Source organism: Croceibacterium selenioxidans (genome assembly GCF_018599195.1).
Taxonomy (GTDB): Bacteria; Pseudomonadota; Alphaproteobacteria; order Sphingomonadales; family Sphingomonadaceae; genus Croceibacterium_A; species Croceibacterium_A selenioxidans.
Window position 1 is genome coordinate 1,008,994 of record NZ_JAHFVK010000002.1, and the last position, 19,442, is coordinate 1,028,435.

A 19,442-nucleotide genomic window follows, 5' to 3' on the forward strand; every position below is an offset into this window, starting at 1 on the left:
CAGGATCCGGGCCGGTGTGGGCGAAGGTGGGCGCGGTGCTGGCGTCGCTGCTGATCGTGCCGCCCGGTGCCGCTCGGGTTCCGGCGGGGGAAGAGAGCTTTTCCACGCCATCGGGGAATATCCAGTGCCTCTATTATAAGACCGAGGGGGAAAGTCCGTCGCTCCGCTGCGAAATCGAGGAGGTAAGCAATACGCCTCCAGCGCGGCCCGAGGACTGCGAGCTGGACTGGGGCAACGCGTTCGAGATCGCAGCGGAATCCCGGCGCGGCGAGCGGATCTGTCATGGCGATACCATTGCGGTGCCGAATCCGCGCGTGATCGCCTATGGCGAAACGTGGTCGCGCGGCGGGTTCACTTGCCTGTCGAGCCGCGAGGACCTGCGGTGCCGAAACGAGCGGGGCGCCGGCTTTGCCTTGTCTCGCGCGCGACAGGACGTGTTCTAGGGGGTCAGCGCCCCGGCTCCATGCGTCGCGCCTGGCTGAAGGTGATCGCGGAGAGCACCGCCGGCACGGCCATGGCCGCACAAACCGCCGCGACGGTCATCCCGCTGTCGAGCAGCGTTCCACCCACGATCGGGCCGAAGACTGAACCGATGCGCCCGGCCGTCGTGCCGAGGCCGAGGCCTGTCGCCCTGAGCTGCGGCGGGAAGGCATAGGCGATGGTCAGCCAGTTGGCCGTGGCCGAACCGAACAGGGCCGCGCCGATCAACGGGGCGAGGATCATCAGCGCGGTCGGATTGCCTACGAACTGGCCGAACAGCGCGACCAGCAATGCGAGGCTCACCATGGTGAACCACATCATCCGCTTCACCCCGATCGTGCCGCACAGATACCCGGCAGTCAGCCCGCCGACGATCCCGCCGTAGCTGACCCACGAGGAATAGAACGCACCGAGTTCGTCGGAGGCGCCCGCCTCGGCCACCAGCGGTGGGCCCCAGTTGATGATGAAGTACCAGGTGAACATGTTGAGCGCGTGGGCGAGGAACAGCTTGAGCAACTCGCGCACATGGAACGGCTGGCGGATCTCGTGAATGACCGACGGACCCGTACCATCTGGCTTGGGCGGCAGTTCGGATATCTCGGGCACCGAGACACGGCGTAAGATGCGGTTGGTGGTTTCGAGAGCGCGCTTGGGCTGGCGGATCAGCAGGAAGTCGAGCGATTCAGGCAACCACAGGAAGGCGATCGGCAGCAACGTCGCCGACAGGCCCGCGCCGACCCAGAAGATCCCGCGCCAGCCGTAGGAATCGAGCACCGCGACCGCGACATAGGCGCCGATTATTGTGCCCACCGGATAGGCCGCGGCGACTGCGCTGGCGGCGAACTCGCGCCGCTTCTGACTCGCGTATTCGAGGGCGAGCATGCCGGCGGTGGCGGTCATGCCGCCGATGCCGATTCCAGTGATGATCCGCGCCGCGGCCATGCCGTAAAAGTCGGTCGAGACGGCGGCGAGCGCCATGCCGATGCTCATGAAGACGAGGCAAGTGAGGATCGCAGGTCGCCGCCCGAACTGATCGGCCACCGGCGATACCCCGAGCGCGCCGAGCGCCATGCCGACGAGGTTCATCGATAGCAACGTGCCGAGCGCCGCATCGCTCAAGCCCCATTCGCGTTTCAGCGCCGATCCCGCCTGTGCCAGGGCCAGGATGTCGTAGCCGTCGATCATGTTGATCAGGACGCAAAGGCCGATGACGCCGTACTGCTGCAGGTTCATCGCACGCTCGCGCATAACCGTGCGCGGATCGGTCGTTGCGACCATTCGATAATCCTCCCATGCCGCTCGACGGCGGCTTGGCAGGCAGGCTATGTCGGCTGGCAAGCCCCGTCAAAGGGTAAGCGAGGAGAGCATCGCGTGAACGAGGCCGACCAGGTCGTCTGCGACGTCCGCACCACGATGAAGTATGTCGTCCGGGGTGAGAAGGCCACGTTCCACGCCGGCGACCGCTCGAAGAGCTATTGGCCGGTCGACGAACACGAAGTGACGATTCACGACGTGCGCCCAATCCGGAACCAGCTCTCGTTCGACCGTAACGGCTTCGTGCTGGCGGACGAGCCGACCCGCGTGACCGAGTTCACCGACAAGGGGGAGCTCGCCCGTTATTGTCGCGAGACCGAAGCCCTGGTCCAGCGCCTGACCGGAGCGGACAAAGTCGTCAGCTTCGGCCCGATGATCCGCACTAACGCCGGGGGCGCGCACGGCCACAACCAGCCAGCCCACGGCGCGCACGTCGACTACGGAGCACGGACGGTGGCCGATTTCACCAGCGACCTGCTTCCGGCTGACGAGGCCGCACGGCGGCTGGAGGGGCGGCACATGCTGATCAACATCTGGCGCCCGATCGTCATGGTGGAAAGCGCACCGCTGGCGGTGTGCGACGCCAGCACCGTCAGCCGCGAGGACCTGTTCGACAGCGAAGTCGTCGGCGGCCTGGGCGATTTCAACCGGCATTCGCTCTGGGGCTTCAACCTGGCCTTCAATCCGGCCCATCGCTGGTACTGGGTGCCGCATATGCAGCCGTGGGAAGCCCTGGTCTTCAAGCTGTTCGACAGCGATCCCGCAGCGACGCAGTTCAGCGCCCACAGCGCGTTCGAGGATCCGAACACACCGCCCGATGCCGCGCCGAGGCAGAGCATCGAGCTGCGGACGATTGCCTTTCTCGCCGGATAGTCCCCTTCCCGCAAGCGGAGGGAGCCCTAAGCCAGCGCACCTTCCACCGGACTCGCTGTCTCCAGTCCCTTGGTGAACATCAATCGCTGCAGTCGCACATCGGGATCGCGCGACATCGCCCGCATTCCCTTGAGTGCCATCTCCAGCTCCACCCCACCGCCGTTCGCGTGGAACACGAAGCGCTTGTAAGCGGTCGCCTGAGGTGAAGTGCGTTCAAGATAGACCCGCCGCCGGTCGTCTGCCCAGCGATTGAGCAGCATCGGATCGGCCTCGTCCAGCACCACGGCCGCCAGCGTCGGCCAGAGCGAGAAAGCGTCGAAGAGGCCGGTCGTCAGCCCGAACCCTCCGGTCGGGTTCGTCACGTGCGCTGCATCGCCTGCCAACATCACACGGCCTTTGCGAAAGGTCTCCGCGCAGCGCTGGTGCATCTTGTAAGGCGCGGCCCGGTCGAGCTTGTAGCCGCCATTGCCCGCCAAGAGGTGTTCGTAGGCCGCGGGCACGCGGTCGAGGAAGCTGTCCTCGGGCAGCGACGCGTCTTCCATGTAGGTGCAGCGCCACAGTCCGTCGCGGGCAATCTTGACGATCACGGCGCCCCACTTGTCGTCGATGACCATGGTCGAGAGGCCGTAATCGGCGCTTTCGAAGTCATGATAGACATTGGTCGCGACGAAGCGCTCGGGCCAGGTAAACCCTTCGAAGGCGAGACCCAGTTGGTGACGAACCTCGCTGCCCGCCCCGTCGGCCCCCACGACCCAACGGGCGCGTAGCTCTTCGACCCGGTCGGTCGTCAGCGTTACGCCCCCGGCGTCCTGCGCCAGTCGTTCCATTCGCGTACCGAAACGCACTTCGGCATTCGGCAGCGCCTCCAGGCGATCTCGCGCGATCTCGGCCAGCCGATCCTGCCCGAGGTGAATGTTATAGGGAAACTGGGTCGTATTTTTCAGTACCGAGAGATCGTAGGCGATCCGCTCTCCGGTCTGGCGCACCAGCCATAGGTAGTCCTGCTTGGGAAAGCCTGTCCGTTCGGCTTCTTCGCGAATGCCAAGCCGTTCCAGCCCTTCGAGCGTCGACCAGTGGTAAACCGCCGCGCGCGGGCTATCGATCACAGCATCGCCCGCCTCGATCAGCAGGACCTCCGCACCGGCCTGCGCCAGGCCCAGCGCCGTGATGAAGCCGGTCGGTCCGCCGCCAACGACTATGACGTCCTTCATGAGGTTCTCTCCACTTCCGGCACGATGCGCGTTGCAATCGGCACTGCCAAGCCCCTTCCGCAACTGCCCAAGCTGGCTTAGGACTAAGTCAATAAGAACGCCGGAGAGGACATGGCGCTGCTAGACCTGAACGAAACCGTCGAGGCGCGCGGCGCCGAATTTCGGCTGCGCGGCCGGTATGACGTGCGCTTCCGCCCTGTGGTCGACGCCTTCCTCGAGAACTTCCGCGTTGAGGAAGAACTCGGTGCCGGCACCTCGGTCGTACTCGACGGGGAAACCGTGGTCGACCTGTGGGGCGGCTGGGCTCGCGCCGACCAGTCGGAGGAATGGGACGAGCATTCGACCGTCTGCATGATGAGCGTCGCCAAGGGCGTGACCGGCATCTGCTTCAATATGCTGATCGATCGCGGCCTCGTGGATCCGGACGAGCGTATCGCCCATTATTGGCCGGAGTTCGCCCAGGCGGGGAAAGAGCACATCACCGTGCGCATGGTGCTCGATCACACCGCGGCTATTCCGGTGCTGACCAACGACACGATGTATCCGGGCGGGTTCTTCGATTACCCGGCCTATATCCGCGCGCTAGAGGTGCAGGAGCCGCTGTGGCAGCCGGGGACCCGCGCGGCCTATCACGTGCACAACCAAGGTTTCCTGCTGGGGGAGATCATGCGCCGGGTGACCGGGGAAACAGTCGGTCCGTTCCTCAAGGAGAACGTGACCCGGCCGCTCCATGCCGAATACTACATCGGCGGCATGGACGAGCAGCAGCAGGCGCATGTCGCCGAAGTGCTGCCCAACACCGGCGCGCGCCTGTTCGCGGCCAAGGACCAGAGCGTACCGGCCAAGCCGTCCACGCCCGAAGGCTGGCAGGATGGCGTCGTGCTGCGCAGCTTCGCCTTTCTGCAAAACCCGCATGAGCCGTGGCATACGACGATGAATTCGCCGATCTGGCGCACCTGCGAAATCGCCAGCGGTTCCGGTCACGGCAATGCTCGAGGCGTGGCGCGCATCTACGGCGCGGTCGTGGGTGAGGTGGATGGCGTCTCGCTGCTTTCCAGGGAGCAGCTCGAACGCATGATCACCGAACAGCACAACCAAATCGAGCTGTTGCAGGAGAGGCCCTATCACCAGGCGATGGGTGTGCTGCTGAACACTCCGGAAGCGGTCTACATGGGGCCGAACCCGCGCAGCTTCGGCCATCACGGCCTCGGCGGTTCGATCGGTTTCGGCGATCCTGATGCGAAGCTCGGCTTTTCTTACTGCTGCAACCAGATGCACGCAGTGGGCACCAATGGCCCGCGCGCACGGCGGCTGATCGATGCCGCTTACTCGGTACTCTGACCAAGGAACGACAATGGACAAGGAACTCTATGACAAGGGCATGAAGATCCGCCGCGAGGTGCTCGGCGATGCCTATGTCGATCGCGCGCTGGCGAAGTCGGGCCCGTTCAACGATCCGCTGCAGGAGCTGGTCACGACGTATTGCTGGGGCTGGTGCTGGGGGCGTGAAGGCCTTGAGAAGCGCGACCGCAGCCTGATCAACCTCGCGATGATTGCCGTGCTCAACCGGCATAACGAGCTCAAGGCCCATATTCGAGGCGCGCTCAACAATGGCCTGACCCGCGAGGAAATCCGCGAAGTGCTGCTGCAAGTCGGCATCTATGGCGGCATCCCCGCGACGGTGGACAGCTTCCGCCTCGCCAACGAGGCTTTCGCCGAGATCGACAACGAAGCGCAAGAAAAGCTCGACTGATGGACGAGATCGCCCAGCTCCTGATCGAGCGCGAATGCGGCCGCCTGCCGCTGCTGTTCGCCAAGTATGCCGATAACGGCGACCATGCGGCGCTGGCGGCCCTGTTCACGCACGACTGCGAATTTGCTCGCCCCTTCCAGCCTGACCATCCGTTCTTCGGCCGTGACCGGGTGCAGGCGATCTTCCGCGACCGCCCCCCAATCCTGGTGCGGCACATTGTCACCAACGTGCTGGTCGAAGTGGTAAGCGAGACCGAAGCGCGCGGAACCAACTACCTCGCCATGCTCTCGAGCCATGCCTCGACCGTGCCGCCGCAGCCGGCGGGCGCGCTCTATGTCGGCGGGTTCGAGGATCACTACGTCAAGACCAGCGAAGGCTGGCAGTTCAAGAGCCGCTATGGCCGGGTGGTGCTGCACCAGGGCGGTCCGATGCCCAACATCCCGGCTCCCACCGACGAAGCGAGAGGAGTGATATGAGCGTTCAAGCCGCCAACGCCAACGAGCAGCTCGTGCTCGATTTCTTCGAGGTGCTGTCCTCGGGCGATCTCGAAGAGCTTCGCAAGTTCTATCACGAGCATTCGGTGTGGGAACCCAAGGTCAAGGACATCGCCGGGGCCGGCAAGCACATCGGCATGGATATCATCGACAAGTTCCTCGCCCCGGTACGGGGGATGTTCGAGCCAGGCGATCCCAAGGTCCACGTACAGAACATGTTCTCTGCCGGCCCCTGGGTCTGCGTCGAGAGCTTCTCGACCGGCAAGACGCTCGACGGGCTGATCTACGAGAACGATTATTGCTGGGTGTTCGAGGTTTCGAACGGCAAGATCGACGCCATGCGCGAATATATGGACAGCCACTACACGGCCAAATTGTTCGGGATGGGCTGAGCCGTGGCGCGCTTTGACGGCCAACCGATCCTGATCTCGGGCGCCGGGCGCGGGCTGGGCGAGGGGATCGCCAGGCACCTCGCATCAGAAGGCGCGATTGTCGGCGTCGCCGACATCAACCAGGATAGCGCGCATCAGGTGGTGGAGGCCATTCGCGCGGCGGGCGGCCAGGCGCATCCCTATGGCGGGGATCTCGGGGATCGGAGCCAGTTCTTTAGCGTCGCCGAAGCCTTTCGGTATGACGCGGCCGCGCCTCTGCGGGCGGTGGTGAACAACGCCAGCGTGCTCGTTTACGAGCCGATCGAGCAGGTGACCGAGGAAACGCTCGACCGCATGCTCTCTGCGGGCCTCAAGAGCGTGTTCTGGGGCGTGCAGGCGTTCCTCGCCTATCGCGACGAAGACCAGCCTGGGAACATCCTCAACTACTCCTCCCCGGTCGCTTATCGCGGGCGGCCCGGCACCGGAGCCTATACGACGATCAAGGCGGGCATTGCCGGATTGACCAAGGTGCTGGCCGGGGAACTCGGTCCGCGCGGCATTCGCGTGAACGCCATCGCGCCGGGCAGCGTGCCCACGCCCGCGACCGAAGGCTTCGTGACGGCCGAGCAATACGAGCAGCGGGCCAAGAACATCCCGCTCCGCCGCAACGGCACGCCGGAGGATGTCGCCCAGGCCGCGGCGTTCCTTCTCAGCGACGAGGCGGCGTTTATCAATGGAGCGATGCTCGCCATCGACGGCGGCATCATCGCGGCGGGATGATCAGGATGAGTAAGCGGAAATACGCAACGTGGTCCCCCTTCCGCTTGCGGGAGGGGCTAGGGGTGGGCCTGGCGCGGCGGTCGTTGCGTCTAACTCGACACACCCACCCCCGGCCCCTCCTGCAAGCGGGAGGGGAGTGATGGCGGAAATCTGGCACAAACGGCTCGACAAGCTGCGCGAGGTCATCCTCGCCGACATCGCCCGCGGGGACTACTTCGGTGCCGTGCTCACCGTCGGGCGCGGCGGCGAAGTGGTCTTTGCCGAGGCGCTGGGGGCACAGGACGGCGCGGGCGAACGGCCGCTCCACTATGACAACGTCTTCTCGATCTTCTCAGTCACCAAGGCCTTCACCAACGCCCTGATCCTCAAGGCGATCGAAGAGGGCCGCTTCGCGCTCACGACCAAGGTGAAGGACGTGCTGCCCGAGTTCACCGGCGCCCCGCGCGAGGACGCGACATTCTACCACCTGCTGACCCACACCGCGGGGATGCCAGGCGTGTGGTCGCCCAAGCCGGGTATGTACCTCGACCGGCTGCAGGACTTGTTCGAAGCCTCGATCGAGAACGTGCAGGGTGAAGTCCCGCCGGGTTCGCGCTGCGATTACTCGCCGCTGGTCAATCACGTGCTGATGGGCACGGCGCTGGTGCGGACCGATCCCAAGGGGCGCAACTATCAGACCCTGCTGCACGAGGACCTGTTCGCCCCGCTGCGGATGGACAGCACCTCGATGGGCCTTCGACCTGACCTCAAGGACCGCCACGTGCGACCCGACATGCGCGGGACGGTGCCGATCCAACACCTCAGCCGCAACCTGCCTGGCGACCACGCGCTGTTCGAGGATCCCGACGTGGAAGCCCCGCATGTCGGCTGCGCCTCGACCTCTAGCGACCTCTACCGCTTCGCCGAAATGCTCCGCCGCGAAGGCGAGCTCGACGGCGTGCGCATCCTCTCACCCGCTACGCTCCAGCTGGCGCGCCAGGTCCATACCGGCACCATGCCCAACGAGCTTTACAAGCGCGTGGCCGAGAACGCCGGATGGGAAATCCCTCCGGCCAACCAGGGCCTTGGCTTTCAGGTGCGGGGCACGGGAGTATTCCACCACCTGTTCGGCACGCTCGCGAGCCCGCAGACGCACGGCAACTACGGCGCGGGCAGCACCCTATTCTGGGTCGACCCTGTGCGCGATGTCTCGTTCGCGCTCTGCAGCGCCGGGGTAATGACCCAGGCCGCCAATATCGAACGCTGCCAGAAACTGTCCGACCTCGCTCTGTCGGCAATGATCTAAGGGAAATACATGGCTGACGCGGACATCATTGCCATCGGTTCGGGCCACAACGGCCTGGTCGCCGCGGCCTATCTGGCGGTGGCGGGCAAGAAAGTGCTCGTGCTCGAACGCAACGAGTGGTTCGGTGGCGGCGTCGTAACCCGCGAGCTGACGCAGCCGGGCTTCCGGCACGACCAGCATTCGATGAGCCACATCTTCATCCAGGGCAATCCGCTGCTGCTCAACGACGAGCTCGGCCTCAAGCGCAAGTACGGGCTGCAGTACGTGTTCCCCGAAGTGCCGATGATGAGCCTTTGGGAAGACGGCACCACCCTGCCGCTCTACCGCGACCCGGCCAAGTCGGCCGAAGCGATCCGCAAATTTAGCGCCAAAGACGCCGAGACCTTCCTCGCCATGAGCCGCCAGGCGGCCGAGTGGCTGCCGATGATCCAGGCGGGGCTCTATTCCCCGCCGATGCCGGTCGGCGCGCAGACCGCGATGATGGACCAGAGCGCCGAGGGGCGCGAGATCATGCGCACAATGGGCATGAGCACCTTCGACCTGATGGGCGAGCTGTTCGAGCATGACAAGGTCAAGGCCCACTTCGGCCGGGTGGCGGGAGAGAACCTCGTCAGCCCGGACGAGAAGGCGACCGGGATCGGCGCCTATGTTTTTCTCGGGTTTCTCGAGAAGTTCGGTTTTGGTGTGCCGGTCGGCGGTTCGGGCAGCCTGACCAATGCCTTGATCCGTTGCATCGAAGATCACGGCGGCGCGGTGCGAAACAACGCCCAGGTGCGCGAAGTCGTCACCGACGGCACCCGCGCCATCGGCGTGGTGCTCGACAACGGCGAGCGGCTCTCGGCGAGCGAGGGGATCATCGGCGCGATCCATCCGCATCACCTGCCGGAAATGGTCCCGGCCCTCCCGTCAACGGTGGCGAAGAACGCCCTGCGCACGCACATTACCGAGGCCGCCTGCTTCACGGTTCACGCCGCGCTCGACGCGCCGCTCAAATTCAAGGCCAAGACGGCTCAAGGCGGCGACCTCTCGGCGGTGATGTACGAGCTGATGCCCGCCGAATACGAAGACATGCGCCGCGCTTTCGACGAGCTGCGCTACGGCAATTTCTCGCCCACTCCGCTGGTCGGCGTAGGCCAGCTGACCCAGCACGATCCGAGCCGCGCGCCAGAGGGCAAGGCGATCTTCCATGCGTGGGACTATGTGCCGTACGATCGCAAGGACGGCCGTAGCTGGGACGAGTCAAAGCGCGAGTTCGCCGACAAGCTCATCTCGCGGATGGGCGACTTCATCGAAAACGTGCCCGAGGTGGTGCTCGATTACCATTGCGACTCGCCGGTCGACATGGAGCGCACCAGCCCGAGCTTCTTCCGCGGCGATCTCCACGGCATTGCCACAACCACATACCAGTCGGGCAGCCACCGGCCGACGCCGGAACTCGGCCAGTACCGCGTGCCTGGGGTCGAGCGGCTCTACCTCGTGGGCCCGTTCCAGCACCCCGGGGGCGGGGTATTCGGCGCCGGCCGTGCCACAGCGATGGTCATGGCCGAGGACATCGGGGTCGAGTTCGACAGGATCGCGGTCGCATGAAGATCTACTCGGCCGACAAGAGCGAGCTGATGCAGGTCTCCGTGATCGAGCGGAAGGGCGATGACCTGGTGCTCAAGGGCAAAGTCTTCGGCACGATGCCGATGAGTGCCACGCTGACGCCCGAGCAAGCGCGAGCGGCGCTGAAGCTGCTTACGCCCAAGCTGATGCTGTTCATCCTCACGCTACCGTTTCGGAAGTCGGTGTGAGGGGAGACCACGGCACCCCTTCTCCGTTCGTCCCGAGCCTGTCGAAGGGCGCGAGCGCTGCGCTGACGGGGTTCGACAAGCTCACCACGAACGGGGGATAGGGTGGTGCCGCGCAACCCCTGGAACGCCACGCGACCTCACTAACGCCGGGAGAAAAGTGCCATGACCAAACGCCACGACGGCAAGACCATGCTGGTGACCGGCGCCGCCGGATCGATCGGCTTCGCCACCAGCGAGATCCTCGCCCGTGAAGGCGCGCGAGTCATGCTGGTCGATATCGCCGCCGACCGGCTGGAGCTTTGCACCGACAAGCTCCGCACGGCGGGCTACGATGCTATCGGTTATGTCGCCGACTGCGCCGACGAGAACTCGGTCGCGGGCTATGCCAAGGCGGCGATGGAGGCGTTCGGCCGCGTAGATGGCTTCTTCAACAACGCCGGCATCGAAGGCGATCTCGCCCCGACGCACGAATACGACATCGCCATGTTCGACAAGATCATCAGGGTGAACTTGCGCTCGATGTTCCTCGGCCTGCGGTTCGTGATCCCGCACATGGTGGCCGCCGGGAAGGGCGCGGTGGTCAACACCGCCTCGATCGGTTCGGAACGCGGCCTTGCGGGCGCCTGTGCCTACAACGCCGCCAAGCACGGAGCCGTGGGCCTGACGCGCACGGCGGCGAGTGAAGTGGCCCAGAAGGGCGTGCGAGTGAACTGCGTCATGCCCGGCGTGATCGAGACTCCGTTGCTCGTCGGCATGCTTGAGCAGATGTTCGACGGCGATGTCCAGGCGGGCATGGACAAGCTCGGCCAGGTCGCCACTCTCAACCGCGTCGGTCAACCCCGCGAAGTCGGCGATGTGGTGAGCTTCCTGCTTTCGGACGAGGCGAGCTACGTCAACGGAGCCAAATGGGAAATCGACGGCGGCGCATTGGCCACGATTCGCAATGACATCTGAATCGAGCAGGTCAAAAAATGAATCGAGCCGATGTGCGTGACTCTCGTTACTCATAGTAATACATAGCCGGTATGCCCGCTGGCGCAGATTGTGTTATGTCTGCACTTACTGGCCGGTTCAGATGGGGATCGAGAGCGCACATGTCGGGTAAGGCATTCGCGACTGAAGAGGCGCCGCTCACGTTCGGTGAGTTCTACGAAGTCGTCACCGGCAGTCCCGAAATGGCGGCTTACGTCATTCGCGTGGGTGATGACGGTGGCTTCCGGTTCGAGGATGCCAACGACTTCCTCGAAAGGATTGCGGGCAAGCCCCTATCGGAAATTCGCGGCGCGAGGGTCGAGGACTGCCTGCCGCCCGACATTGCCGATTGCCTGACCAACAATCTTCGCCGTTGCGTCGAAACGGGCCGGCCGCTCTCTTATCATCGGACGATCGAGGCTCCGGACGGATCGCACCTTTCCTTCAAGACCAGCCTTTCGCCGGTGGTCCGCCATTCGGGTCCCGTAAAATTCGTGATCGGCTTCACGCGCGATGTCACGCATGAGACGATCCTGATCGAAAATGCCCAGCACAACGCGGCGATGCTGCGGACGCTTGGCATGGCGCTGCCATCTTCGATCTATTTGCTCGATCTCGATACCAAATCGATCAGCTTCATCGGCGGCAGCGGCGACCATATCCGGGAGGATTGGCGCCGGAAAGCCGAAGAGGCAGGTAGTGACGCGGTCGACCAGTACTTCCATCCGGAGGACCGGCCGCGCGCGAGGGCGCATTGGGGCGATCTCGCCGCGCTGGATGACGGCGAAGTGTCGATGATCAGTTACCGCATTCTCTCGGTAGAGGGCGAATACCGCCGGTTCGAGAACCGGGAGACGGTGTTCAGCCGCAATACCGACGGCAAGGTAAAGCTGGTGCTCGGCATCTCGGAGGACGTTACCGAGCATGACCGCATCGAGCAGGAGGTGCGCGATCTCTCGACGCGAATGCTGACGTTACAGATCGACGAACGCAGGCGCATCGCTGAAGAACTGCACGATTCGACGGGACAGCACCTGACTGCCGCGGTACTGGCGCTCCGCAACGCCAAGTCATTGCCGGCGACGGCGATCCAATGTTCGAAAACTTACGCCGGCCTGATGGCGGTCATTGAGGATGCGTCGTCCTCGCTGAACGAGGCCCAACGTGAAATTCGCGTGCTGTCCTACCTGCTCCACCCGCCCCTGCTACGGAGCCATGGCCTGGCCGAGGCGCTGGAGAACTTCGCCAACGGGTTCGGCAAGCGCGCGGGCCTCAAGGTGGATGTGCTGATCTCACCCGACGCGAGCATGATCGATGACGATACCGCGGTGCACCTGTTCCGAGTGTGTCAGGAAGCTCTGACGAACGTCTATCGCCATGCCCAGGCCCGCAAAGTCCGCGTCGCACTCGAGGTGCGTGATGGCGTGATCTTCCTGACCGTGAAGGACGACGGCATCGGCTTCGACGATTCCGCGTCGGACCGGATTCTCGGCGTGGGGTTACCGGGCATGCGCGAACGCATGGCCCGGCTCGGGGGCAGCGTGGTGATTACCGGCGACCCGGGAGGCACGACTCTCATCGCGCGCATTCCGACCGGGATGCAGGTGGGGCTTCACATCCACGAAGCGTTACCGCTCGGCCGGACCTCGCCAATGCTGCGGGCAGCCTCTTCACACTAGACCGTTTACGTCCTGGTCAGGGGCTCGCCTCCGGCCGCCTCCGCTTCGGCATTGCCCTCATCGCCGCTCCGGATCGAGGCCGGCGTCAGCCTCGACCACCTTGGCCATCGCGGTGAAGTCGGCATCGTCGCCGTAAGTGGCGAGCACCCGGTCGAGCAGGGCCGCCAGGCGCTCGCCGGTTGGAAGCGGCACGCCCATGGCCTCGGCTTCCTCTAGGGCGAGGCGAGTATCCTTGAGGCTGAGCTGGGCTGAGAAACCGAAGTCGAAGGTGCGGGGCAGGACGGCGCGGGGCCATTTGTCGCGCGTGGCCGAGTTAGCTCCGGTGCCGGCGTTGAGCACTTCGATCATTCGTGCCGGGTCGAGCCCAGCCTTGATCGCCAGTGTCATCGCCTCGGCGGTGGTGGCGATGGCGGCGAGGCTGAGGAGGTTGTTGGCAAGCTTGGCCACCTGGCCTGCGCCGGGAGTTTCGCCCATGAAGAACGGGCGCCCGATGCGTTGAAGAAGCGGTTCGACGTGCGGCCAGAGCGCCTCGGGGCCGCCGACCATGATTGCGAGCGTAGCCTGCTCCGCGCCCCGGATGCCGCCCGAGACGGGCGCGTCGAAGCTGGCGATGCCCCGGGCGGCCAAGATCTCGTGCAAGTCCTGCGCGAGCTTGGGGCCCGAGGTCGACAGGTCGCAGACGATCCGTGGGGATCCGCCCGAAATTACCTCTGCGATCGCTTGGCGCACGATGTTCGGGGTCGGCAGGCTGGTGAACACGATTTCGCACCGTTCGCCCAGCGCGGCCGCCGATCCCGCCGCTTCGGCACCTTTGGCCACCAGGCCTTCGACCGCGGCAGGCGAGATGTCGTGCACCAGCAGGGTCTCGCCCTGCCCGAGAAGGTTGGCCGCCATCGGCGCACCCATGCGCCCAAGCCCGAGGAATCCGATCGTCGTCATAGAGCTTGCGCTATCGGCATGATCGGGGCGAGGTCAACGCGGGCAATGTCGTTTTCGGACGGGTAGCACTTCAGCACCAGCGGATCGTGCCCGGGGATCAGGTGATCGAGCGATCCGCCCGCCAGATCGAGCGCTCGCTGTTGCGATTGCAAATAGTCCGCTTCGTTGACGAAAATGGGGAAGGGATTGTGGCGGGTGATATTGGAATAAAGGTGGGCGGCATCACTGGCCAGAATGACTCTGCCGCGCGCAGTGTCGCACCCGACCAATTGCAGACCCGCCGTATGCCCGTTGCAGAGGTGGAGCCTGATGCCCGGAGCGAACTCTTCATCCCCGTCGTGGAATACCACGTGATCGTTGTAGAGCTTGCGGATCAGCTGGGCCACCGGCTCGCCATCGAACGGCGCCCGCACCTCGCGGTCGCAGACATGACGGCTGGTGGCGAAGGCCAGTTCCGCATCCTGAACGTGAAACCGCGCATTGGGAAAGGTATTGAGCGATCCTGCGTGGTCGTAGTGCAGGTGGGTCAGGATCACGTCCTCGACCGACAGGTGGTCGATCCCTGCGTCGCGCAGGCCTTCGATGACCGGCCGGGTAATAATCCGCCCACGGGCGACGGCCGCCGACTCGCCGAAGCCGGTATCGACTATCACCGGGGCATGCCCGTCCCGGTGGATCGCCCAGATGAAGTAGTCGAGCGGCATGGAAACATCGTGATCGTCCACTGGCCGGACGAAATTGTTAACGGCCGTGCGTTCGTGCCTCGCATAACGAATAGCATCGATCCGGGTGACGAGGGCTGCCATGGTTAACTCAAGTGAACTTGAGTTTGACTGGCTGGCGGATCGGTCCGTGGCCGACAGTGGTCATCCAGGGCTCGTAGTCCCCGGCGATCTCGATGCTCTCCACTTGCGCGACGATTTCGCCCAGCAGCGCGGCCGCCTCCATCTGCGCCAGTGTGCGCCCGACGCAGCCATGGACGCCATAGCCCCAGCCGAGCGAGTGCTTATTGTCGCGATCGAATCTGTACGCGAGCGGATCGTCCCAGAATCGCGGGTCACGATTGGCCGCGGCAAACATCAGTCCGCAGCGCGTCCCGGCCGGGATGACGTAATCGTCGACCTCGACATCGCGCGTCGTGATGCGCCCCGCCATGCGGCTCGGACTGTCCCAACGAAGCGATTCATCAAAGGCCGCGCGAACCTTTCTCGGATCACTACGTAGTTTTACGTATTCATCCGGGAAAAGGGCCCAGGCTCTCAGGGCGTTAGCCATGGTGATGAAGGTCGTATCGGCTCCGGCGCTGAGTACGGTCTGCAGCAGCAGCTTGGCTTCCGCCAGCGTCACCTGACCGGCGTCGGACGCGGCGTAGATTGTCTCGCCGATGCCCTCGGGATCGAGCGCCGAGCGCTCGCATTGCGTCTCCAGCCACTGGATCACCGCCGAATAGTCATGCTGCATCGCCTGGTCGAAAAGGGCGCCCGGCGGTCCCATCGTCGCCCAGACCATTTCGGAAAAGCCGTGCATGTGCTCGCGGCCTTCCTCGGGCAGGCCGAGGATGTCGGGCAGGACCTGGAACACATAGGCCTGGGTCACTTCGCCCACGGCATCCACAGGCTCACCCTCGCGTTCGCGCAGACGCGCGAGCAGGTCCTTGGCGCGAGCTTCGAAAATGCCCTTCACGCGTTCGAGCGCGCGGGGGCTGAGAGCATCGGCGATGACCTTGCGCACCTGAGTGTGGCGCGGCGGATCGTCGGTGAGCAGGATTTCGGGACGAGGGCTGTTCGGGTCATGCCACGGGCGGCTGGCGCTGGAGAAGGCTTTCCAGTCGAGCAGTCCGGCCGCGACATGCTCATGCCTGCCGAGCATGTGCGTCCCGTCCGCCAGCCGAACGACCGGGGCGAACTCGCGCAGCGCATCGTCCACCGCGCGCGCGTCGATCACCGCCTCGGGTGTGAAGATGTCGAGCTCGTACTCGGGGATCGGCTTGCTCACAGGCGGAGCCCGTCGAAGCGCACGTCACCTTCGCCGTGCGTGTTGATGTGCCCCGCCGTGGGCTCGGCGAAGTGAGCGCCGATCACCAGCACGCCGCTGTCGGCGTATTTCTGGACGAAGCCCATGCGCGTCCTTCGGCCCGACTCCTTGTCCATGTCGAAGGTCGCGGGCCGATGCGGCATCGCGCATTGCATCGGGTGGTGCATGAGGTCGCCGGTGATGACCGCATCCTCTCCGTTCGAGCTGATGCGCACGTGAACATGGCCGGGCGTGTGGCCGTGGCTCGGCTCGCAGCGAATACCCGGAGCGATCTCGTGGTCGGCTTCGATGAAGTCCGCAAGGCCCAGTTCCACGATGGGATCGACGCACTCCACCAGGTGGGTGTCGGTGTGGTGCCCGTCATTGCGGATGGTGGTCTGCCACGCTTCGTATTCGGTCTTGCCGAACAGGTAGCGGGCGTTGGGGAAGGTCGGCTTGAACTCGCCCGTCGTGGGGTCCTTGTAGGTGTTCCAGCCGACATGGTCGAAGTGCAGGTGCGTGCACATGACCGTATCGACATCTTGGCGGCTGATGCCGAGGCTCTCAAGGTCCTCGAGGAACCCCTCCGGCAAATCGCAGAACACGTCGAAGTCGCGCTGACGTCCGGCGCCGATGCAGGAATCGACCACGATGACCCGACCCGGTGCCTGCACCACGAAACCCTGGAAGTTCATCCGCTGGCGCCCATCGGGCGTCGCGTAGTGCGGATGCAGCCACTCCATCGCGATGACTTCCTCCGCTGTCGCCTCGGGCATCGTCATGTTGATGTTGTCCTGGAAGTCCCACAGCTCGACAATGCGCGTCACGGTGACGTCGCCGACGTGCCAGGACTTCATGTGCTCCTTGGCCATTCTCTCTCCTCAGGCCGCCTTTTGGCGGCTCTTTCTTGCAGGCTTATACCTTGCCACGCTCTCCGGCGGCAGTTCGGCGGCGGGCAGCGGCTTCTTGCCGAGCACGAAGTCCGCCGCGCGCTCTCCGATCATCACGCAGGGGGCGTTGGTGTTGCCGCCGATGACGCTGGGCATAACCGAGGCATCGGCCACGCGCAGGCCCTTGATACCGGTGAGCCGAAGCTGCGGATCGACCACCGCGCCGGCGTCGCTGCCCATGCGGCAAGTGCCGACCGGGTGGTGCACGGTGTACCCTGTTTCGCGGATGTACTTGTCGAACTGTTCGTCGGTCGTGACCCCGGGACCGGGCGCGACTTCGGTGCCTTGGTATTCGGCGAAGGGTTCGCTCGCGAACGCGGCACGAGCGATCCTGAGCGCGCGGATCAGCGGTTTGATGTCGTCAGGGTGCTCGAGCAGGTGCGGGTCGATCACCGGTGCGGCGGTGGGATCGGCGCTGGCGAGACGCACGGTGCCGCGGCTCTTGGGATAGAGCGCAACGGGGCTGATCGCGTAGCCATGGCCGAGTGGGAAGGGGATCTTGGGATTGGTCAGCCGCTTGGCCGGTTGGAACACGAACTGCACGTCCGGTCTGTCGAGGCCCGGGTCGGTGCGCAGGAAGGCCACGCTCTCGAACACGTTGCCCGCGAGCGGGCCGGTGCGGGTCAGCAGGTACTGCGCCAGATGCCAGGCATCTCGCGGCAGGACCCGCCACGAAAGGCCGTAGCTGGTGGTGTCGGCGGTCTCCATGTGCATCGGGCTCGCCGGGTGGTCGTGGTAGTTCTCGCCCACTCCCGGCAGGTCGAGCACGACTTCGATGCCCATGCTCTTGAGATGCGCCGCCGGGCCGATGCCGGAGAGCATCAGGATCTGCGGCGTCTGGACGGTGCCGGCGGAGAGGATCACCTCGTGCCGTGCCCTGATCACTCGTCCGTCGGTCAGCTCGACGCCGATGGCGCGGCCGCTCTCGACCAGTACCCGCCTGACCTGGGCATCGGTCTGGACATGGATATTGCCGCGGGCGAGCGCGGGGCGGAGCATGTTCTTGGCGGTGCTTTCGCGCTGCCCATCGCGCAGCAAGCCCTGGCGGCGGCCGTAGCCTTCGGGGTTGGCTCCGTTGAAATCCGGGCAGGCCGGGAATTGCAGTGAAGCGAGCGCGTCCATGAAGGCGAAGTTGAGCGCGTTGGGCCCATCGACATGTTTGACGTTGATCGGTCCCCCATGGCCGTGGAACACGCTCTCGGGGTAGTTCTCGTTGTTCTCGGTGCGGGTGAAGTAAGGCAGCACTTCGGCGTAGGACCAGCCGGTCGCCCCGGCGTCGGACCAGTCGTCGTAGTCGGTCGGATGGCCGCGGAAATAGACCATGCCGTTGATCGAGCCCGATCCGCCCAGGACTTTTCCCCGCGGCACCGGAATCTCGCGCCCGGCCATGCCGGGCTGCGGCACGGTCTTGAACCGCCAGTTGGTCGCCTCGCGCCCGATCGCGGCGGCAACAAAGCTCGGGATATGGATGAAGGGGTGCGTGTCCTGGCCACCGGCCTCTATCACGCAAGTGGTGCGGTCAGCTGCCTCCCCCAGGCGCGCCGCCAACGCGGCGCCGGAGGACCCCGCGCCGACCACGATGTAATCGAATTCCGCTGCGCTCATTACGGCGCTCTCTCCCGTTCTCTTTTGCGGCTAGTTTGAGCGTGCCGAGCGCGGGTTGGCAATTGTAAATCCAGCGCCAGCCAAAAGGGACGGGTTACTGCGATTTCGGCCCATCGTAATCGATCGCCGCCGCTGCTGCTCCCGACATGATGAACCCGATCGAGCGCTCGGCCTCCTCAGTGAGATGCCCGATGAGGCTCGCCGTGCGGCACAGCAGGCCGATGCCCTTGAGGGCGGTCACTGGCCAGCCCAGATCGAGCAGGATCGCCGGGATCGGGCCGTTGACGTTGATCGGCAGGCTACGACCGATCGCGCCGGGCAGCGCGTCGCGGATGGCGTAGAGCATGGCCACGTGCGGGCCCCCGACGCCGTGTTCACGGGCAAGCTTGAGCAAGAGGTTGGCGCGAGGGTCTCCGTTGGCGTGCTGGGGGTGGCCGAAGCCGGGGATCGGCTTCTTCTCGGCGCGAAGGCGGGCGATGCCGCGCTTGGCGGCGTCCTCGGCGGTGCCGCCGTTCTCGCGCATGTCAGCGACGCATTCGCCGTAGAACTGGCCGGCGACTTCCGCGCTCCCCAGAACCACGCTGCCACAGCCGAGCAGACCGGCGGCGACCGCGCCTTGCAGCGCTTCGGGCGCGGCGGCGTAAGTCATGCGGGCGGCGACCACGCTTGGCACGAGGCCGTGCTCGGCCAGCGAACAGAGGATGGCGTTGGCGAAGAACACCTGGTCCTCGTTCGGCTCCTGCCCGGTGACGAGGAACCAGAAGTAGCTGGTGAAATCCATCTTGCCGATGATCTCGCCCACCAGATCGCGGCCGCGCACGGTGATGCTGTCCTCGTCAGAGGTGCAGATGGCGGTATAGGGCGCGTCCTGCTTGCCGATGCGCATGGCTCTCTCCTTGCCGATAGCGTTCGCCCCGACCTATAGCCTCG

General features: G+C 65.0%; 20 protein-coding genes. 12 read left to right on the forward strand and 8 right to left on the reverse strand.

Going from position 1 to position 19,442, the window contains the following annotated elements:
• Positions 1–14 precede the first annotated feature (14 nt).
• Complete coding sequence (locus KK137_RS13710; RefSeq protein WP_214537097.1) at positions 15–443, forward strand: DUF6636 domain-containing protein; 429 nt, start codon at positions 15–17, stop codon at positions 441–443.
• 4 nt (positions 444–447) lie between these two features.
• Here KK137_RS13710 and KK137_RS13715 read toward each other — a convergent pair whose 3' ends face one another.
• The gene (locus KK137_RS13715) at positions 448–1,758 is read right to left on the reverse strand and encodes an MFS transporter (protein WP_214537098.1); all 1,311 of its coding nucleotides are present in this window, start codon (positions 1,756–1,758) and stop codon (positions 448–450) included.
• 93 nt (positions 1,759–1,851) lie between these two features.
• Between KK137_RS13715 and KK137_RS13720 the strand changes: the two genes are divergently transcribed.
• On the forward strand, positions 1,852–2,667 hold the full coding sequence (locus KK137_RS13720; protein ID WP_214537099.1) for a CmcJ/NvfI family oxidoreductase: 816 nt from the start codon (positions 1,852–1,854) through the stop codon (positions 2,665–2,667).
• A 26-nt stretch (positions 2,668–2,693) separates the two neighbouring features.
• Here the strand turns inward: KK137_RS13720 and KK137_RS13725 are convergent, their stop codons facing one another.
• Complete coding sequence (locus KK137_RS13725) at positions 2,694–3,941, reverse strand: FAD-dependent oxidoreductase (RefSeq protein WP_338028086.1); 1,248 nt, start codon at positions 3,939–3,941, stop codon at positions 2,694–2,696.
• A 48-nt stretch (positions 3,942–3,989) separates the two neighbouring features.
• Between KK137_RS13725 and KK137_RS13730 the strand changes: the two genes are divergently transcribed.
• The 10 genes from KK137_RS13730 to KK137_RS13775 all read left to right on the forward strand — a co-directional run bounded on the left by KK137_RS13730 (position 3,990) and on the right by KK137_RS13775 (position 13,005).
• On the forward strand, positions 3,990–5,219 hold the full coding sequence (locus KK137_RS13730; RefSeq protein ID WP_214537101.1) for a serine hydrolase domain-containing protein: 1,230 nt from the start codon (positions 3,990–3,992) through the stop codon (positions 5,217–5,219).
• 13 nt (positions 5,220–5,232) lie between these two features.
• Positions 5,233–5,631: a carboxymuconolactone decarboxylase family protein gene (locus KK137_RS13735; RefSeq protein WP_214537102.1), complete on the forward strand. Its 399-nt coding sequence runs from the start codon at positions 5,233–5,235 to the stop codon at positions 5,629–5,631.
• The gene (locus KK137_RS13740; protein WP_214537103.1) at positions 5,631–6,107 is read left to right on the forward strand and encodes a nuclear transport factor 2 family protein; all 477 of its coding nucleotides are present in this window, start codon (positions 5,631–5,633) and stop codon (positions 6,105–6,107) included. Before KK137_RS13735 ends, KK137_RS13740 begins: the two co-directional genes overlap by 1 nt.
• Positions 6,104–6,517, forward strand: a complete 414-nt coding sequence (locus KK137_RS13745; protein WP_214537104.1) for a nuclear transport factor 2 family protein — start codon at positions 6,104–6,106, stop codon at positions 6,515–6,517. Before KK137_RS13740 ends, KK137_RS13745 begins: the two co-directional genes overlap by 4 nt.
• 3 nt (positions 6,518–6,520) lie before the next feature.
• Positions 6,521–7,276, forward strand: coding sequence for an SDR family NAD(P)-dependent oxidoreductase (locus KK137_RS13750; protein WP_214537105.1), 756 nt, complete (start codon positions 6,521–6,523; stop codon positions 7,274–7,276).
• A 139-nt stretch (positions 7,277–7,415) separates the two neighbouring features.
• Positions 7,416–8,561, forward strand: coding sequence for a serine hydrolase domain-containing protein (locus KK137_RS13755; protein WP_214537106.1), 1,146 nt, complete (start codon positions 7,416–7,418; stop codon positions 8,559–8,561).
• Positions 8,562–8,570: 9 nt separating this feature from the next.
• Positions 8,571–10,148, forward strand: coding sequence for a phytoene desaturase family protein (locus tag KK137_RS13760; RefSeq protein ID WP_214537107.1), 1,578 nt, complete (start codon positions 8,571–8,573; stop codon positions 10,146–10,148).
• Positions 10,145–10,354, forward strand: a complete 210-nt coding sequence (locus KK137_RS13765) for a hypothetical protein (RefSeq protein ID WP_214537108.1) — start codon at positions 10,145–10,147, stop codon at positions 10,352–10,354. The genes KK137_RS13760 and KK137_RS13765 overlap by 4 nt, the downstream gene beginning before the upstream one ends.
• A gap of 162 nt (positions 10,355–10,516) precedes the next feature.
• Positions 10,517–11,308, forward strand: a complete 792-nt coding sequence (locus KK137_RS13770) for an SDR family NAD(P)-dependent oxidoreductase (RefSeq protein WP_214537109.1) — start codon at positions 10,517–10,519, stop codon at positions 11,306–11,308.
• 140 nt (positions 11,309–11,448) lie between these two features.
• Positions 11,449–13,005, forward strand: coding sequence for a PAS domain-containing sensor histidine kinase (locus KK137_RS13775; RefSeq protein WP_214537110.1), 1,557 nt, complete (start codon positions 11,449–11,451; stop codon positions 13,003–13,005).
• Between the two features lie 57 nt (positions 13,006–13,062).
• Here the strand turns inward: KK137_RS13775 and KK137_RS13780 are convergent, their stop codons facing one another.
• The 6 genes from KK137_RS13780 to KK137_RS13805 form a co-directional block, all read right to left on the reverse strand.
• Positions 13,063–13,944, reverse strand: coding sequence for an NAD(P)-dependent oxidoreductase (locus tag KK137_RS13780; protein WP_214537111.1), 882 nt, complete (start codon positions 13,942–13,944; stop codon positions 13,063–13,065).
• Complete coding sequence (locus KK137_RS13785) at positions 13,941–14,750, reverse strand: N-acyl homoserine lactonase family protein (RefSeq protein WP_214537112.1); 810 nt, start codon at positions 14,748–14,750, stop codon at positions 13,941–13,943. Before KK137_RS13785 ends, KK137_RS13780 begins: the two co-directional genes overlap by 4 nt.
• A 7-nt stretch (positions 14,751–14,757) precedes the next feature.
• On the reverse strand, positions 14,758–15,939 hold the full coding sequence (locus tag KK137_RS16845; RefSeq protein ID WP_214537113.1) for a cytochrome P450: 1,182 nt from the start codon (positions 15,937–15,939) through the stop codon (positions 14,758–14,760).
• On the reverse strand, positions 15,936–16,829 hold the full coding sequence (locus KK137_RS13795) for an MBL fold metallo-hydrolase (RefSeq protein ID WP_214537114.1): 894 nt from the start codon (positions 16,827–16,829) through the stop codon (positions 15,936–15,938). The genes KK137_RS16845 and KK137_RS13795 overlap by 4 nt, the downstream gene beginning before the upstream one ends.
• A gap of 9 nt (positions 16,830–16,838) precedes the next feature.
• On the reverse strand, positions 16,839–18,512 hold the full coding sequence (locus tag KK137_RS13800; protein ID WP_214537115.1) for a GMC family oxidoreductase: 1,674 nt from the start codon (positions 18,510–18,512) through the stop codon (positions 16,839–16,841).
• A gap of 94 nt (positions 18,513–18,606) precedes the next feature.
• Positions 18,607–19,398, reverse strand: a complete 792-nt coding sequence (locus tag KK137_RS13805) for a citryl-CoA lyase (protein ID WP_214537116.1) — start codon at positions 19,396–19,398, stop codon at positions 18,607–18,609.
• Positions 19,399–19,442: the final 44 nt, after the last annotated feature.

Coding starts and splice junctions, on each gene's coding strand:
- KK137_RS13715 (WP_214537098.1), bottom strand. CDS start 1,758: ATGGTCGCAACGACCGATCCGCGCACGGTTATGCGCGAGCGTGCGATG.
- KK137_RS13730 (WP_214537101.1), top strand. CDS start 3,990: ATGGCGCTGCTAGACCTGAACGAAACCGTCGAGGCGCGCGGCGCCGAA.
- KK137_RS13735 (WP_214537102.1), top strand. CDS start 5,233: ATGGACAAGGAACTCTATGACAAGGGCATGAAGATCCGCCGCGAGGTG.
- KK137_RS13740 (WP_214537103.1), top strand. CDS start 5,631: ATGGACGAGATCGCCCAGCTCCTGATCGAGCGCGAATGCGGCCGCCTG.
- KK137_RS13745 (WP_214537104.1), top strand. CDS start 6,104: ATGAGCGTTCAAGCCGCCAACGCCAACGAGCAGCTCGTGCTCGATTTC.
- KK137_RS13755 (WP_214537106.1), top strand. CDS start 7,416: ATGGCGGAAATCTGGCACAAACGGCTCGACAAGCTGCGCGAGGTCATC.
- KK137_RS13760 (WP_214537107.1), top strand. CDS start 8,571: ATGGCTGACGCGGACATCATTGCCATCGGTTCGGGCCACAACGGCCTG.
- KK137_RS13765 (WP_214537108.1), top strand. CDS start 10,145: ATGAAGATCTACTCGGCCGACAAGAGCGAGCTGATGCAGGTCTCCGTG.
- KK137_RS13770 (WP_214537109.1), top strand. CDS start 10,517: ATGACCAAACGCCACGACGGCAAGACCATGCTGGTGACCGGCGCCGCC.
- KK137_RS13775 (WP_214537110.1), top strand. CDS start 11,449: ATGTCGGGTAAGGCATTCGCGACTGAAGAGGCGCCGCTCACGTTCGGT.
- KK137_RS13780 (WP_214537111.1), bottom strand. CDS start 13,944: ATGACGACGATCGGATTCCTCGGGCTTGGGCGCATGGGTGCGCCGATG.
- KK137_RS13785 (WP_214537112.1), bottom strand. CDS start 14,750: ATGGCAGCCCTCGTCACCCGGATCGATGCTATTCGTTATGCGAGGCAC.
- KK137_RS13795 (WP_214537114.1), bottom strand. CDS start 16,829: ATGGCCAAGGAGCACATGAAGTCCTGGCACGTCGGCGACGTCACCGTG.
- KK137_RS13800 (WP_214537115.1), bottom strand. CDS start 18,512: ATGAGCGCAGCGGAATTCGATTACATCGTGGTCGGCGCGGGGTCCTCC.
- KK137_RS13805 (WP_214537116.1), bottom strand. CDS start 19,398: ATGCGCATCGGCAAGCAGGACGCGCCCTATACCGCCATCTGCACCTCT.